Origin of the sequence: Citrifermentans bremense (assembly GCF_014218275.1) — a bacterium.
GTDB classification, from domain to species: Bacteria; Desulfobacterota; Desulfuromonadia; order Geobacterales; family Geobacteraceae; genus Geomonas; species Geomonas pelophila.
Window position 1 is genome coordinate 4130717 of sequence record NZ_AP023213.1, and the last position, 15578, is coordinate 4146294.

18 protein-coding genes are annotated in these 15578 nt (G+C 61.5%); all 18 read right to left on the bottom strand.

Annotation, left to right across the window (positions count from 1 at the left end; translation table 11 throughout):
- A complete protein-coding gene (gene folE2 / locus GEOBRER4_RS18315) occupies window positions 1-804 on the bottom strand; it encodes a GTP cyclohydrolase FolE2 (protein WP_185243471.1) in 804 nt (267 codons plus the stop codon).
- Window positions 805-863: 59 nt separating this feature from the next.
- Window positions 864-1541 carry a 7-cyano-7-deazaguanine synthase QueC gene (gene queC / locus GEOBRER4_RS18320; RefSeq protein ID WP_185243472.1) on the bottom strand — a complete coding sequence of 226 codons (678 nt, stop codon included), beginning with the start codon at window positions 1539-1541 and terminating at the stop codon, window positions 864-866.
- Between the two features lie 132 nt (window positions 1542-1673).
- Complete coding sequence (gene rpoD / locus GEOBRER4_RS18325; RefSeq protein WP_185243473.1) at window positions 1674-3428, bottom strand: RNA polymerase sigma factor RpoD; 1755 nt, start codon at window positions 3426-3428, stop codon at window positions 1674-1676.
- Window positions 3429-3460: 32 nt separating this feature from the next.
- On the bottom strand, window positions 3461-5215 hold the full coding sequence (gene dnaG / locus GEOBRER4_RS18330; RefSeq protein ID WP_185243474.1) for a DNA primase: 1755 nt from the start codon (window positions 5213-5215) through the stop codon (window positions 3461-3463).
- A gap of 12 nt (window positions 5216-5227) precedes the next feature.
- On the bottom strand, window positions 5228-5743 hold the full coding sequence (locus GEOBRER4_RS18335; protein ID WP_185243475.1) for a CvpA family protein: 516 nt from the start codon (window positions 5741-5743) through the stop codon (window positions 5228-5230).
- A gap of 116 nt (window positions 5744-5859) precedes the next feature.
- Window positions 5860-6303, bottom strand: a complete 444-nt coding sequence (locus GEOBRER4_RS18340) for a GatB/YqeY domain-containing protein (RefSeq protein ID WP_185243476.1) — start codon at window positions 6301-6303, stop codon at window positions 5860-5862.
- An 8-nt stretch (window positions 6304-6311) separates the two neighbouring features.
- Window positions 6312-6509, bottom strand: coding sequence for a 30S ribosomal protein S21 (rpsU, locus tag GEOBRER4_RS18345; protein ID WP_011940832.1), 198 nt, complete (start codon window positions 6507-6509; stop codon window positions 6312-6314).
- Between the two features lie 132 nt (window positions 6510-6641).
- Entirely contained in the window at window positions 6642-6971 is a 330-nt protein-coding gene (locus GEOBRER4_RS18350) for a phosphoribosyl-ATP diphosphatase (protein WP_185243477.1), read from the bottom strand.
- Window positions 6972-6992: 21 nt separating this feature from the next.
- Window positions 6993-7751, bottom strand: a complete 759-nt coding sequence (hisF, locus tag GEOBRER4_RS18355; protein WP_085814807.1) for an imidazole glycerol phosphate synthase subunit HisF — start codon at window positions 7749-7751, stop codon at window positions 6993-6995.
- A 16-nt stretch (window positions 7752-7767) separates the two neighbouring features.
- Window positions 7768-8499: a 1-(5-phosphoribosyl)-5-[(5-phosphoribosylamino)methylideneamino]imidazole-4-carboxamide isomerase gene (gene hisA / locus GEOBRER4_RS18360; RefSeq protein ID WP_185243478.1), complete on the bottom strand. Its 732-nt coding sequence runs from the start codon at window positions 8497-8499 to the stop codon at window positions 7768-7770.
- Window positions 8500-8615: 116 nt separating this feature from the next.
- A complete protein-coding gene (hisH, locus tag GEOBRER4_RS18365; protein ID WP_185243479.1) occupies window positions 8616-9239 on the bottom strand; it encodes an imidazole glycerol phosphate synthase subunit HisH in 624 nt (207 codons plus the stop codon).
- A 55-nt stretch (window positions 9240-9294) separates the two neighbouring features.
- Window positions 9295-9882: an imidazoleglycerol-phosphate dehydratase HisB gene (hisB, locus tag GEOBRER4_RS18370; protein ID WP_085814804.1), complete on the bottom strand. Its 588-nt coding sequence runs from the start codon at window positions 9880-9882 to the stop codon at window positions 9295-9297.
- 38 nt (window positions 9883-9920) lie between these two features.
- Window positions 9921-11210, bottom strand: coding sequence for a histidinol dehydrogenase (hisD, locus tag GEOBRER4_RS18375; protein WP_185243480.1), 1290 nt, complete (start codon window positions 11208-11210; stop codon window positions 9921-9923).
- A gap of 29 nt (window positions 11211-11239) precedes the next feature.
- On the bottom strand, window positions 11240-11491 hold the full coding sequence (locus tag GEOBRER4_RS18380) for a hypothetical protein (protein ID WP_085814802.1): 252 nt from the start codon (window positions 11489-11491) through the stop codon (window positions 11240-11242).
- Window positions 11492-11502: 11 nt separating this feature from the next.
- The gene (hisG, locus tag GEOBRER4_RS18385; RefSeq protein WP_085814801.1) at window positions 11503-12141 is read right to left on the bottom strand and encodes an ATP phosphoribosyltransferase; all 639 of its coding nucleotides are present in this window, start codon (window positions 12139-12141) and stop codon (window positions 11503-11505) included.
- Window positions 12142-12243: 102 nt separating this feature from the next.
- Window positions 12244-13509, bottom strand: a complete 1266-nt coding sequence (murA, locus tag GEOBRER4_RS18390) for a UDP-N-acetylglucosamine 1-carboxyvinyltransferase (RefSeq protein WP_185243481.1) — start codon at window positions 13507-13509, stop codon at window positions 12244-12246.
- A gap of 69 nt (window positions 13510-13578) precedes the next feature.
- Window positions 13579-14436: a peptide chain release factor N(5)-glutamine methyltransferase gene (gene prmC / locus GEOBRER4_RS18395; protein ID WP_185243482.1), complete on the bottom strand. Its 858-nt coding sequence runs from the start codon at window positions 14434-14436 to the stop codon at window positions 13579-13581.
- A gap of 64 nt (window positions 14437-14500) precedes the next feature.
- Window positions 14501-15574 carry a peptide chain release factor 1 gene (gene prfA, locus GEOBRER4_RS18400; RefSeq protein ID WP_185245366.1) on the bottom strand — a complete coding sequence of 358 codons (1074 nt, stop codon included), beginning with the start codon at window positions 15572-15574 and terminating at the stop codon, window positions 14501-14503.
- Window positions 15575-15578 lie beyond the last annotated feature (4 nt).

Below are 15578 nucleotides of genomic sequence, written 5' to 3' on the forward strand. Positions count from 1 at the left end.
TTATGACTCTTTGCTTCTCTCGATTGCGGCGTAAGCGGAGTGCTTATGGATGGACTCGAAGTTTTCGGCCTCAACGGAAAACCAAGTGACATTCTGCATACTTAACAGTCTCACCGTGGCCTCGCGAACCATGTCTTCGACAAAGCGCGGGTTCTCGTAAGCGCGCTCGGTGACGAATTTCTCGTCTTCGCGTTTTAGCAGAGAGTACACAGGGGAGGAACCGCACTCCTCGATGATGTCGATGAGGTCTTCGATCCAGATGAATTCGCTGTAGCGGACCTGGACCGTCATGATTGAGCGCTGATTGTGGGCGCCGTAGCTGGAGAGTTCCTTGCTGCAGGGGCAAAGGGAGGTGACCGGCACCTTGATCCCCAGCACGAAATCGAAGCGGTCCGAAAGCGAGGCGCTGAAGGTGCAGGTGTACTCCATCAGGCTCTTAGCCCTCGACACCGGTGCGGTTTTCTCAACGAAGTATGGGAACTCCATCTCGAGGTGCGCGTTGGACGCCCCCAGTTTCTCCTTCATGGTGGAGAGGATTAGTTCCAGTTTGTCGAGCGCGATCTCTTCGCGGTATTCGTTGAGGATCTCCACGAACCGGCTCATGTGGGTCCCCTTGAAGTGGTGAGGGAGGTCCACGTACATGTTGATGCGGGCGATCGTGTTCTGGAAGGACTTGTTCTTGTCCATCACCACGATGGGATAGGAGATGTCCTTTACCCCCACCTTTCCGATCGGGATGTTCCTGGTGTCGCGGGTGAGTTGCACGTCGCTCAGGGCAGGCTTCTTCAGATATTCTTTGATCATTTGTTATCCTCGGTTGTTACGCCCTCCCTTGGGAAGTGGGAGGGGTGAGGTCGGCGCTGCTAAAACTTCTGGTACCGCACCGGGTCGGTCATCCCCGCTTCGGCAAACCCCTTCAACCGCAAGCGGCAGGAATCGCAGCGCCCGCAGGCGGCGCCATCTTCGGCCGGGTCGTAGCAGGAGTGGGTCCTGGAGTAGTCGACACCCAATGAGAGCCCCTTCTGGATGATCTCCGCCTTGGTCAGGCTGATCAGCGGGGTATGGATCTTCAACCTTCTTCCCTCGACCCCGGCCTTGGTGGCAAGGTTCGCCATGGTCTCATAGGCCGCGATGAATTCGGGCCTGCAGTCGGGGTAGCCCGAGTAGTCGAGCGCGTTGACACCGATGAAGATGTCGAAGCAGTCGAGGGTCTCCGCCCACCCCAGCGCGAAGGAAAGAAAGATCGTGTTGCGCGCCGGGACGTAGGTCACCGGGATCTCCTCACCGACCCCTTCCTTCGGAACCTCGATATCGGAGGTGAGGGCGCTCCCCCCCATCTTTCTCAGGTCGAACTCGACCAGCAGGTGATCCACGGCCCCCATCGGGCGCGCGTTGCGCTTCGCCACCTCCAGTTCCTGCTGGTGCCGCTGGCCGTAGCTGAAGCTGAGGGCGTAGGGTGCGAAACCCTGTTCCTTGGCTATCGCGAGACAGGTGGTCGAATCGAGACCGCCGCTGTAAAGGATTACCGCCTTTTTCTGCATTTTTTCACCTCGTTGAAGGTTGAGGTCCCCAGTTGGCGGCTCTGCGTCCCCTGGATTGCCCCCTGCTTACCTCTTTTTGAACTTTTACAAAAGCAAAGGGCCGCGCCGATGATCCGGTGCGGCCCTGGATGCTTACTCTACGAAGCTTTTCAGCTTCTTAGCCCGGCTGGGATGGCGCAGCTTCCTGAGCGCCTTCGCCTCGATCTGCCGGATCCTTTCACGGGTAACCTCGAAGTCCTGGCCCACCTCCTCGAGGGTGTGGTCGCTCTTCTCGCCGATGCCGAAGCGCATCCGGAGCACCTTCTCCTCGCGGGGGGTGAGGGTGGAGAGGACCCGTGAGGTCTGCTCGGAAAGGTTCGCCTTGATCACCGCCTCCAGGGGGGATACCACCCCCTTGTCCTCGATGAAATCCCCAAGGTGGGAATCTTCTTCCTCGCCGATCGGGGTCTCCAGGGAGATCGGCTCCTTGGCGATTTTCAGGACCTTGCGCACCTTGTCCAGCGGCAGCGCCATGCGCTCGGCGATCTCCTCCGGGGAGGGCTCGCGGCCGATCTCCTGCACCAGCTGGCGGCTGGTACGGATCAGCTTGTTGATGGTCTCGATCATGTGCACCGGGATCCTGATGGTGCGGGCCTGGTCCGCGATGGCGCGGGTGATGGCCTGGCGGATCCACCAGGTGGCGTAGGTCGAGAACTTGTAGCCGCGCTGGTACTCGAACTTGTCGACCGCCTTCATGAGGCCAATGTTCCCTTCCTGGATCAGGTCCAGGAACTGCAGGCCGCGGTTGGTGTACTTCTTCGCGATGGAGACGACCAGGCGAAGGTTCGCCTCGACCAGTTCGCTCTTGGCCAGCTTCGCCTTGTGCTCACCCTCTTCGATGGCGAGCAGGGCGTTGGCGAGCTCGCTCGCCTTGAAGCCGGACTCCTGCTCGATCTTCTTCAACTTGGCTTCGCTGGAGCGGAAACGCTTCTCGAGCTTCTGCCCCTCTTCAAGCGTCATGTTCAGCTTCTTCGCGAAGTCCGCCTCGGAGCCGCCCTTGGCACCTTCGAAAGCAGTAAGGAACGCTTCCCTCTCGGCGCCGCTTTCCTTCTCCAGCTCGGCGATCTCCTGCATCACTGTGTCGACCTTGCAGGACAGCTCCTTAAGACGCTGGGCGATTTTCTCGATGTGACGGTCTTTCAGGCGCAGCGACTTGAGGGTCTCCGCCATCTTCACCTTGAGTTCGGAGTGCTCGACTCCCAGTGCATCGCGCTCCTTGGCGGCGACCTTCTCGGTCTCGAGAACCGTCTGGATCTCGTTCATACGCAGGTCGATTTCCTTGATCTCGTCGATGATGGTCAGCACCTTGAGGGCCTGGAGATCCTCTTCTCCCTCCTCAAGTACCTCCTCTTCGACGTCCTTGGAGATCTCGATGGCGCCGATCTGCTGCTTCCGCAGACGCTCGCCGAGGTTTACCACCTCTCTCACCGTGATCGGGGTGTTCAGTATGACGCTGGCAACGTCGCGCTCGCCGACCTCGATCCTCTTGGCGATCTCTACCTCTCCCTCGCGGGTGAGAAGCGAAACGGAACCCATCTCGCGCAGGTACATGCGGACCGGGTCGCTGGTACGGCCGAGGGTTCCGGGCTCGAACTCGACTTCTTCCTCGCTCCCTTCGTGCTCTTCCTCTTCTTCCAGATCCATCTTGATCTTGGGGATCTTAACCTTCTGGGCGGAGTCGACTATCTCGATGTCCATATCGCCAAACATGCTCATGACGTCGTCGATCTGGTCGGAGGAGACGATATCCGGGGGAAGCAGGTCGTTCACCTCTTCGTAGGTGAGGAACCCCTTTTCCTTGCCCAGGTCGATGAGCTGCTTAACTTCATCCATGCTTTTCTTGGCCATTTACCACGCTCCACTACAGCTTTTGAATCCTACTATAGTAATTTCGATTTTTTGTTACGCAACCGCTCAAGTTCAGCCAGAATCTCCAGGTACCTGGGAGAATCCGGATCGACCGTGGCAAGCTCTCGCGCCAGGGCCTTGCCGCCCCCCTTCAGAGCATGCCGCTCCAGGGCTTGGCAGCACTGTTCGAACGCCTTGATGGCGTCCATGTCCTCCAGGTGCGCGTCCTCCACGAAGAGCGAGAAGAGGCGGCTGCGCTCCTCGGGCGATTCTATCTGCTCCAGCACGCGGGAGAGGTCCAGCTCCCCCTGCCCCGCCTCCGCAATGATGGCCTCGGCGAGCCTGAGATGGGCGCCGTTGAAGAGCTTATCGGCTCCATGGTCCCGTACCGTTAGCACGACTTCGGGATACTTCGCCATCAGCGTCAGGAGCACCTCTTCGGTGGCGGCGGTGCGCGGCGCCGCTTTCGCCTGTTGGGGGCGCGGCGCGGCGGCGGGTATCCCCACCTTTTTGTGCAGCATCGCCTGGTCGATCCCGACAGCCCGGCAGATCTCCTTCTCGTAAAGCCCACGCTCGACCGGATCGGATATCTTCGCGAGTCGCGGCGAGACCTCGTTCACGAAGGCCACCTTCCCCTCGACGCTCCGGATATCGAGGCTCTTCAGCACGCCGCGGTAAAACGACTCGAAGATGGGAAGGGACTGTTCCAGAAGGGGCGCGAACGCCGCACCTCCTTCGCGCCGGATGAAGGTGTCCGGGTCGTCCCCCGAGGGGACTTCCACCACCCGCGCCGGGAACCCCTCCTCCAGGAAGAGTTCCATGGACCGGACCGTCGCCTTGCGTCCCGCCTCGTCCCCGTCGAAGAGCATGTAGGCGCGCTCGGCGTAGCGCCGGAGCAGCTTCACGTGCGGGGGCGTCAGCGCCGTGCCGCAGGTCGCGACCACGTTGGTGTAGCCGGCCCGGTAAAGGGCCAGGTGGTCGAAGTACCCTTCGACGACGATGGCGCTTCCCTGCTCCCGCATCCCCTTCTTGGCAAGATCGACCCCGAAGAGGACCTCGCTCTTGTGGTACACCACCGACTCCGGGGAGTTGATGTATTTTGGGAGCGAGTCGTCCATAACCCGCCCGCCGAAACCGATGGCACGGCCGTGGAGGTCGGAGATGGTGAAGAGCAGCCGGTTGCGGAAGGTGTCGTAGTAGCCGTCCCTTCCCTCCCTTTTCCTCAAAAGCCCCAGCTTCTCGGCCTGCTCCAGCGGCACTCCTTTTCTCTGGAGGAACTTGGCCAGGTTGTCCCAGCCAACCGGTGCAAATCCCATGCGGTAGGTGGCCGCTGTCTCCCGGTCCACGCCGCGCTGCTGCAGGTAGCCTCTGCCTGCTGCGCCCGCCTCGTCCGACTCCAGAACCCGGAGGTAGTACTCGCAGGCCAGTTCATTGATGTGAAAGGCCTGCTCCTGCTCGTCCATCCTGCGCTTCTCGTCGCGCGAAAGCGGCCGCTCGGGAATCTCGACCCCAACCTTCTTGGCGAGGAACTTCACCGCCTGGGGGAAACTCAGCCCTTCCATGCGCATGACGAAATCAAAAGAGTTGCCGCCTGCCCCGCAGCCGAAGCAGTGGAAGATCCCGCGCGCTGGGTTCACGTTAAACGAAGGGGTCTTCTCGCCATGGAAAGGGCAGATCCCCTGGTAGTTCGCCCCCGATTTCTTGAGGCTCATGTAATCGGAGATGACCTGGAGAATGGGAGCCCGCTCGCGTACCTCCCTGACCTTTTCATCCGGAATCATCGACACCGCTGCAGTTCCTTATTTCTTGTGCGCTCCCTGGGGAGGCGTTTCCCTGCGAACTGCCCCTTCCCATCCGGCGGCGATGCTCCCCCCGGTCGAGGCGAAAGCGTTAGCGGTCTTGGATCGGGAGACCCACCCCTTGAACTTGTCGGGCATGGGTTTGGTGGTCGCGAGGTAGAGGACGACGCAAAGGAGGAACCCTCCCTCCAGAAAGCCGAACACGATGCCGCCGATCCGGTTGATCCCTCCCAGGAGCATGACCTTGAAGATGACGGTGAGCAGATGACCGAGGAAATAGAAAAGGACGCCCAGCAACAGGAAGATAAGGAGAAACGACAGCGGCTGCGCCACCTGCGGGGGGAGGTTGATGAACTGCCTGATCCCGAGGCTTAGAAATGAATAGTATCTGAAAGCGGCCCAGCCGCCCGTGACAAGGCCGAGAAGGGAGCAAGCCTCCCGCACCAGTCCCTTAGAGAAACCTTTTGCCACAAAGAAGAGCAATACCACCCAGATAAGGATGTCGAGAAGGATCATGCACACACCTGGTCAGCAGCCACAAAGCAAAAGAAGGGGGAATCGCTAGATTCGCCCCTACTCAAGACACCCCAAAACCCGCAATCACCCCCGGGAGTGTTTCCCGGGGGCAACAGTCATGCGAGCTTTTCCTTTACAACTTCGCTCACCAATTTACCGTCTGCGCGGCCGGAAACCAGGGGTTGGATGGCTTTCATCACCTTGCCCATGTCCTTTCCGCTCGTGGCGGAGGTTTCCGCTATGACTTTCTCCACAAGGGATACCAGCTCTTCCCGTGTCAGCTGCTGGGGGAGGTAACCGGTCAGGAGCCCAAGCTCCGCCTCCTCCTTATCCACTAGCTCCTGTCTGCCTGCTTCCTTAAAGAGCCTGATGGATTCCCTGCGCTGCTTGCAGAGGGTAACTATGGTTTCGGTGACTTCCGCATCGCTCAGATCGCGTCTGAGTTCGATGGCGCGGTTCTTCACCGAGGAGAGCAGCATGCGGATCGTCGAGATGCGCAAGGCATCGCGACTCTTCATCGCTTCCTTAAGATCCGCGTTTAATCTCTCCTGCAGTTGCATGAATCCCTCTAGTCAACCATCTTCCGCTGTTTTTTCAGAGCACGCTTGCGCGCTGCAATGGCCTTTTTCTTCTTCTTGATGCTCGGCTTCTCGTAGTGCTCTCTTTTGCGAACCTCTGAAAGGATCCCAGCTTTCTCGCACTGCTTTTTGAACTTTTTGAGCGCAAGCTCAAACGGTTCAGCTTCTTTTACCTTTACTCCCGGCATTCATATTCCCCCCCCTTCTCTTCTGGATTTACTAACTTAGTGGGTACGGGCCGGCAGACATTATTCAAGGAACCAGCAATATATCACCAGCTCAGTTTTTGTCAAGAATTTTCTAAGATTGTTCAGAATCTGTTAACCTACCCTGGATTCCTTCTCTTCGATACCCGAAATGCCGAAGCGGCGCCTCAGTTCGGCATAGACCTCTTCCGGGTCGATGTCGTAGAAGCCCAAGAGCACCAGGTTGTGGAAGATCAGGTCGGCCGTCTCGTAGACGATCTCCTCGCGCTTCCCGCCTTTCCCGGCGATGACGACCTCCGTCGCCTCCTCGCCGACCTTCTTGAGGATCTTATCAACCCCTTTGGCCATGAGGCTCGCGGTGTAGGAGGATTCGCTGGGGTTGGCCTTGCGCTCCTGGATCACGCGGTAAACCGCGGCGATGATGTCGTCCTTGGGTTTTTCCATGGGCATTGCTCCCTGAGAAATCTAGAGTCGTACCGGCACGCCACGGTCGCGGAGGTAGCTCTTCGCCTCTTCGATGGTGTACTCGCGGTAGTGGAAGATGGAGGCGGCAAGGCAGGCACTGGCGCCAGCCTGGGTGAAGCCGTCGTAGAGATGGGACAGCCCGCCGACGCCGCCGGAGGCGATGACCGGGATGCTGACCGCGTCGACCACCGCGCGGGTGAGCGGCAGGTCGTAGCCGTCCTTGGTGCCATCGCGGTCCATGGAGGTAAGGAGGATCTCCCCCGCCCCCATGCTCTCCATCCGCTGGGCCCACTCCACAGCGTCGATCCCGGTCGGGTTCCTCCCGCCGTGGGTGTAGACCTCCCATCCCCCGCCGGCCCTGCTGCGGGCGTCGATGGCGACCACGGTGCACTGCGAGCCGAACTTCTCGGCCGCCTCGCTCACGAACTCCGGGCGGTGCACGGCGGCCGTGTTTATGGAAACCTTGTCCGCGCCGGCGTTCAGAAGGCGCCTGATGTCCTCGACCACCCGGACCCCGCCACCCACCGTCAGCGGCATGAAGACGCGCTCGGCGGTGCGGCGCACCACGTCGATGATGATGTCGCGGTCGTCCGAGGAAGCGGTGATGTCGAGGAAGGTGAGTTCGTCGGCCCCCTGCTGGTCGTACAGCTCGGCGATCTCCACCGGGTCCCCAGCGTCACGCAGCCCGAGGAACTGTACACCTTTGACTACCCGCCCCCCCTTCACGTCGAGGCAGGGGATGATTCTTTTGGTCAGCATCGTAAACCCCCTTCTCTCAGCGCTGTTTCTTAGTCAGCGCTATGGCCTCGGCGAGGTTGATGGCGCCGGAATAGATGGCCTTGCCGGTGATGACGCCGGTGACACCGGAAGACTCGATGGCGATCAGGTTCTCGATGTCCTGCAGCGAGGAGAGCCCGCCGGAGGCGATCACCGGGATGTTGATGGCCTCGGCCAGCGTCTTGGTCGCCTGGATGTTCGGCCCCTGCATCATCCCGTCGCGGCTGATGTCGGTATAGATGATGGCGGAGACGCCGTCACCCTCGAATTGCCTGGCGAGCTCCGTGGCGGTGACGCCGGTCACCTCGGCCCAACCCTGCACCGCGACCATGCCGTTCTTGGCATCGATCCCGACCACGATCTTGCCCGGGAACTTGGCGCAAGCTTCCTTCACGAAAGCGGGGTTTCTCTGCGCCGCGGTCCCGATGATGACGCGCCCGATGCCCAATGAGAGGTAGGCCTCTATGGTGGCGATGTCCCTGATGCCGCCACCCAGCTGGGTCGGGATCGTCACGGATTTGACTATCGCTTCGATCGCCGAGCGGTTCTTGGGCTCCCCTGCGAAGGCGCCGTCTAGGTCCACTATGTGCAGGATCTCGCCCCCCTGGCGCTGCCATTCCGCTGCCTGCGCGCCCGGGTCGTCGTTGAATACCGTGTCCTTCTCCATCAGCCCCTGCTCCAAGCGGACGCAGCAGCCGTTTTTCAGATCAATTGCGGGAATGATGATCATTGCTTCTCCCAATCCATTTCATCGCGGCGCCTTCCGGCGCCCGTATTTAATATATATGCCGTCCAAACGTCGCCTCTCCCTCTGAGGACCGGGGGAGGGGGCGGGCCGGCGACAGCTTATTTCATCTGCGCGAAGTTCTTCAGCATCGCGAGCCCCTTGTCCTGGGACTTTTCCGGGTGGAACTGCGCGGCGACGACGTTGTCGCGCCAGATAGCCGCGCAGAAATCGATGCCGTAACCTGTGGTCGCGGCCACGACCGACTCGTCATCGGGCTTCACGTAGTAGGAGTGGACGAAGTAGACGTTGGTCCCGTCATCAATCCCCTGGAAAAGCGGCGACGGACGCTTGAAGCTCAACTGGTTCCATCCCATGTGCGGGACCTTGAGCTCCTCGCCCCCCTCCTCCATCCCTTCCGGGAAGCGGAGCACCTTGCCGGGGATGACGTTCAGCCCCTGGTGCTTGCCGAACTCCTCGCTTTCGGTGAAGAGAAGCTGCAGCCCCAGGCAGATGCCGAGAAAAGGCTTCCCCTCCTGGATCACCTTAAGGATCGGCTCAACGAAGCCCCCCTCTTCCAGGTTCCTCATGCAGTCACGGAAAGCGCCCACACCCGGCAGGACCACCCGCTCGGCGTCGAGCAGCACCTTGGGATCCGCGGTGACGACGGCATCGAAGCCGACCTTCTCGAACCCCTTCTGCACGGAGCGCAGGTTCCCCATGCCGTAGTCAATAATCGCGATCATATGAAAAATCCTTCCGGCGCCTCGCAGTGCCGATCACTGATAAAGCTTTCTGCCTTTAAAGCTTCCCCTTGGTGGACATGACCCCTTCGATCCTGGAATCCAGTTGGGTCGCCTGGTCCAGCGCACGTGCCGCCGCCTTGAAGCAGGCCTCGACGATGTGATGGACGTTGTCGCCGTACATCAGGTTCAGGTGGAGGTTCGCGCCGCAGTGGTTCACGAACCCCTGGAAGAATTCGCGCACCAACTCGACGTCGAAATCCCCGATCTTCACCTTGGGAAGTTCGACGTTGTAGACCAGGTAAGGGCGGCCGGAGAGGTCAGTGGCGACGCTCGCCAGCACTTCGTCCATCGGCACCACGGCGTTGCCGTAGCGGCGGATGCCGCACTTGTCGCCGAGGGCCTCCTTGAAGGCGGTGCCGAGCACGATGCCGATGTCCTCGACGGTATGGTGGAAGTCGATGTCGATGTCGCCGTGGGCCTCGACCTTCAGGTCGAACAGGCCGTGCCGGGCAAAAAGGTCGAGCATGTGATCCAGAAAAGGCACCGAGGTGCAGATCTGCGCCTCCCCCTTGCCGTCGATTTCGAGGGAGAGCTTGATCTGCGTCTCCTTGGTGATCCTTTCGATAGCTGCCGATCTAGCCATGACGTCTCCTCCTTGGAATTATCAACGCAAAGTGCAGGCTACTTGTTCAACCTGAGGCTCACCGACCTGCCGTGGGCGTCGAGCCCCTCCAGGCGGGAGATCCTGACGATGTCTGCTCCGACGCGCTCAAGGCCGCCGCGGGTGAAGTGGATGATGGAGCTTTTCTTGACGAAGTCGTCCACTGAGAGCGGCGAGAAGAAGCGCGCCGTCCCGCCGGTGGGCAGGGTGTGGTTGGGTCCGGCCAGGTAGTCGCCGGCCGCTTCCGGTGTGTAGTGCCCCATGAATATGGCGCCGGCGTTGGTGATGAGCGGCAGGATCTCGAACGGGTTCTCGACGGCGAGCTCCAGGTGCTCTGGAGCGATCCGGTTGGAAAAAGCGATGGCCTCCTCCAGGTTCCCCGCCACGATGATGACGCCGAAGGATTCCCACGACTTGCGCGCGATGGCCTCGCGGGAAAGCTCTTTCAGCTGGCACTCCACCTCGGCCGCCACCTTCTCGCCGAAGCCGCGGTCGGTGGTGATCAGTACGGAAGAGGCGAGCTCATCGTGCTCCGCCTGGGAGAGGAGATCGGCCGCCACGTGGACGGGATTGCCGCTGCCGTCGTTGATTACCAGGATCTCGCTCGGACCGGCGATCATGTCGATGCCCACCTGGCCGAAGACGAGCTTCTTCGCGGTGGCGACGTAGATGTTGCCTGGGCCGGTGATCTTGTCGACCTTGGGGACGGTGGCCGTGCCGTAGGCAAGTGCCGCCACCGCCTGGGCGCCGCCGATGCGGAAGATGCGGTCGACGCCGGAGAGCTTCGCCGCGGCAAGGACGTGCGGGTTCATCTCACCGCCCGGGGCCGGCACCACCATGACGATCTCGCCAACACCCGCTACCTTGGCCGGAACGGCGTTCATGACCACGCTGGAGGGGTAGCAGGCCTTGCCGCCGGGGACGTAGATGCCGACCTTCGCCAGCGGTGTCACCTTCTGCCCCACCATGATGTCGCTCTCCTCGGTGGAGATCCAGCTCTGCTGCTTCTGCTTCTCGTGGAAGCGGGCCACCCGCTCCACTGCGAGCTTCAGCGCCGCGAGATCCTTCGGCTCCACCTGGGCGACGGCTCTGTCGAGCTCCTCCGGCGTCACCTCGAGCCCGGCTGCGTCGCACTCCAGCCGGTCGAAGCGCCTGGTGTATTCCAGGAGCGCTTCGTCACCGCGGCTCCTCACCTCGGAGATGATGCCGAGGACGACCTCCTCGACCTCGCGCCCGGACTCCTCGCCACGCTCCACTATGGCGTCGAACTTAGCCTGAAAATCTGCTTCCCTAATGTCGAGGAACTGCATTTTAGACCTCGCGATTCATGGCATTGAATTCAATCGTTCTTCTCTAACATCGCCCGGATCTCCGGGTCAAGCTCCTCGCTTTTCTGGGCGCGCGCAGCCAGGGAGGCGGCGGTCAGGGACTCTTCCAGCCGGCCAAGAACCGCGGCAAGCCCCTTCAACTGCTCGGTGATCTCGGTCAGGCGCCGGTCCCGCTCCGCCGGGTCCCCCTCGGCCAGTTCCGATCCCGCCTCCGTAAGCTGCCTGCGCAGATCCTGCAACGCCTCGGTCAGTTCCTTTTCCACCCGGTACCCCGCTAGATGTGCTGTTCCAGCCCCTCGATGATCTTGGAGATCCTTTCGTGCTTGGTCTTCATGCTGGCGCGGTTCACGATGAGGCGGCAGGTGATCTCGGCGATGGTCTCGATCTCGGCCAGGCCGTTTTGCTTCAGGGTCTCACCGGTGGAAACGAGGTCGACGATGCGCTCGGAAAGGCCCACCAGCGGCGCCAGCTCGATGGACCCGTACAGCTTGATCAGCTCGACCTGAATCCCCTTGGCGGCGAAATACTTCTCCGTGACGTTGGGGTACTTGGTGGCAATCCTGATGTTGTTCCAGGCGGAAGGGTCGTCCTTTCTGGAGAGCTCCACCGGCTCGGCGACCATGAGGCGGCAGTAGCCGAACTTCAGGTCCAGCGGCTCGTAGAGGTCCTTCTCCGCCTCCATCAGCGTGTCCTTGCCGACAATGCCGAGATCGGCGCAGCCGTACTCGACGTAGGTCGGGACGTCCGTGGCGCGCACGATCATGTAGCGCATCTTCTGTTCCTGGTTTTCAAAAACGAGCTTGCGGGTGTCGGAGAGGAGCTCCTCGCAGTCGATACCGATCTTCTTGAAGAGGGCTACGGAATCCTGCAGGATGCGGCCTTTGGGGATGGCGATGGTGATGAAATCGGGCATTTAATAACTCCGTGGGAGCATGGCAAGGTGAACCTGATGGACCTTGTGGATTAATGAACCCGGCGGAGACACGGGGGGCGCCCCGCCGGGACAATGCGTAAATTAGGGGCCTTCTTCGTCCGGGACGCGGACTATGTCGGCGCCGAGACCGGCGAGCTTCTTCTCGATGCTCTCGTAGCCGCGGTCGAGATGGTAGATCCTGGAGATCTCGCTGGTGTTGTCGGCGGCAAGCGCGGCCAGGATCAGCGACGCGGAGGCGCGCAGGTCGGTGGCCATGACCGGAGCCCCGGAGAGCTTCTTGACCCCCTTCACCGTGGCGCTGTTCCCCTCGCAGATGATGTCGGCGCCGAAGCGAAGCAGCTCGGATACGTGCATGAAGCGGTTCTCGAAGATGTTCTCCGAGATGACGCTGGCCCCCTCGGCGATGCACATGAGCGCCATGAACTGGGCCTGCATGTCGGTCGGGAAACCGGGGTAGGGCCTGGTCTTGATGTTCACGTTGCGGATCTTCTTGGGGCCTTTGACGCGGACCATGTTGTCCTTGTTGGTGATCTCGACGCCGGCGTCCTGCAGTTTGAAGGAGAGGGCGTCCAGGTGGTCCAGGCGCATGTTCTTGATCTTGATGTCGCCGCCGGTGATGGCGGAGGCGATCATGAAGGTCCCGGCCTCGATGCGGTCCGGCATCACCGCGTGCTCGGCAGCAGTCAACTGCTCAACCCCCCTGATGCGGATGGTGTCGGTGCCGGCGCCCTCGATTTCGGCTCCCATCTTGATCAGGATCTCCGCGAGATCGACGATCTCCGGCTCGCGCGCTGCGTTCTCCAGGATGGTCTCGCCCTGTGCCGTGGCCGCCGCCATCAGGAGCTGCTCGGTGCCGCCGACAGTGGAGATGTCGAAATTGATGCGCGCACCCTTGAGCTTCTTCGCCTTCGCCTCGACATAGCCGTGCTCCAGGGTGATCTCGGCGCCCAGCGCCGCGAGCCCCTTGAGGTGCAGGTTGATGGGACGGGCGCCGATGGCGCATCCCCCCGGAAGCGAGACGCGGGCCTGGCCAAAGCGCGCGAGAAGCGGGCCGAGCACGAGGACCGAGGCGCGCATGGTGCGCACGAGGTCGTAGGTCGCCTCGAAGCTGTTCAGGTTCGTGGTGTCGATCTTGACCACGTTCCCCCTGCCGTCAACCGTGGCGCCCAGCTTCTCGAGTACCTTGATGGTGGTGTTGATGTCCCTCAGGAAGGGAACGTTGCTGATGGTGTGGCATCCCGGAGCCAGGATGGTGGAGATGAATATGGGGAGGGCAGCGTTCTTGGATCCGCTTACGGTCACTTCTCCGGAGAGCTTGTTGCCACCTTTGATTACCAGTTTTTCCACTGTTACCTCTTTTGCCTTTTTCTGTTGGTCTCCCCGTTTCCGGGTGAGATCGCCGCATCGATGGAAATGCTACGCGAGCCTGCCGCCTGCCACCCGCTCAATACCTGCAGGGTCGGTCTGGGTGAACCTGTCGTTGGTGAAGCCGCAGGAATTCAAAAGCTCCAGCACATCGCCCGCCTGCCCGGCCCCCACCTCGAACAAGAGCCAGCCGCCCGGGTTCAGGTGAGCCGGAGCGCCGGCCGTGATGCGCCGGTAGAAATCGAGCCCGTCGCCTCCCCCGTCGAGGGCGCCCACCGGCTCGAAATCGCGCACCTCCTGCTGAAGCGTGGCGAGATCGGTCGAGGTGATGTAGGGCGGGTTGGATACTACCATATCGAAGCGCTTCCCGGCAAACGGCTCGAACAGGGACCCGTGGAAAAACTGCACGGACACCCCGTTTCGCTCCGCGTTCCCCCGGGCCACCTCGATAGCCTCGCCGGAAACGTCCACGGTGGAGACCTCGGCCTCGGGGAGCGCCTTGGCGACGGCAACGGCGACGCAGCCGCTCCCGGTGCCGATGTCGAGGATGCTGCGGCACGAAGCACCCCTCTTCACCGCCTCGGTCACCAGCACCTCCGTGTCGTGGCGCGGGATGAGGACTGCGGGGGTGACCCGGAATTCGAGCCCCATGAACTCCTGGCTCCCCAGGATGTACTGCAGCGGCTCGCGCCTGCCGCGACGGGCCACCATGCCGCGGTAGAGGGCGAGCTCGGCGTCGGAAAGCGGCTTGTCGAAGTTCAGGTAGAGCCCGACCCGGTCCAGCGAGAGCGCCTCGCAAAGCATCCACTCAGCCTCCAGGCGGGGGTTCTCCACCCCTTTTTCGGCCAGGTACCCCTTGGTCCAGTTGAGAACCTTGAGGACATCCCATTTTTCGGCGTTGGCGGTCATGGCTGCTTTATGGACCTCGTGGACTTTGTGGACCCAATGGACATGGTGGACGACCTGGAGCTGATTACATCCCCTCGCTCTGGGCCTGCAGCGCTTCCATCTGGTAGTGCTGACGCAGGGAATCGGCGATCTCGGCAATGTCGCCAGCCATGATGGCGTCGAGTCGGTACAGGGTCAGGCCGATCCTGTGGTCGGTCATCCTCCCCTGCGGGAAGTTGTAGGTCCTGATGCGCTCGCTGCGGTCCCCGCTTCCCACCTGGCTCTTGCGGTCGGCGGCAAGCTTCGCGTTCTGCTCCATGAGGATGTTGTCCAGGATCCTGGACTTCAATACCTTCATGGCCTTCGCACGGTTCTTGATCTGGCTGCGCTCTTCCTGGCAGGCAACGACGGTCCCGGTGGGGAGATGGGTGATCCTGACCGCGGAGTCGGTGGTGTTGACGTGCTGCCCGCCGGCGCCGGAGGAACGGTACACGTCGATCTTCAGGTCAGCGGGATTGATGTCGATGTCGACGTCCTCCGCCTCGGGCATCACCGCGACGGTGCAGGCGCTGGTGTGGATCCGTCCCTGCGCCTCGGTCTCGGGAACGCGCTGCACGCGGTGGGTCCCCGACTCGTACTTCAGCTTGGCGAAGACGCCGGTCCCCTCGACGAGAGCTATGACCTCCTTGAAGCCACCCTTCTCGGACTCGGAGGCGGAGATGACCTCGACGCGCCAGCGGTTGGTCTCGGCGAAGCGGGAGTACATGCGGAACAGGTCCCCCGCAAAAAGCGCCGACTCGTCCCCGCCGGTTCCGGCGCGGATCTCGAGCACGACGTTCTTGTCGTCGTTCGGGTCCTTGGGGAGAAGGAGCAACTTGATCTCACCTTCCAGCTCCTCGCGCCGCGCCTCAAGTGAGGAAAGCTCTGCCTGCGCCATCTCGCGCATCTCCTGGTCCGGTTCCTTCAGGAGTTCCCTGTTGTCGTCGATGTCGGAGAGGATCTTCTTGTACTCGCGGTAGGCGGCAACCAGCTCGGCGAGGCCCGAATGCTCCTTGGAGAGCTTTCTGAACTCGGTCTGGTTCGCCAGCACCTCGGGGTCAGACAGGAGCGATTCCAGCTCCCCGAAACGTCTCTCCAGCTCGGCTATCTTTTCAAACATGGAC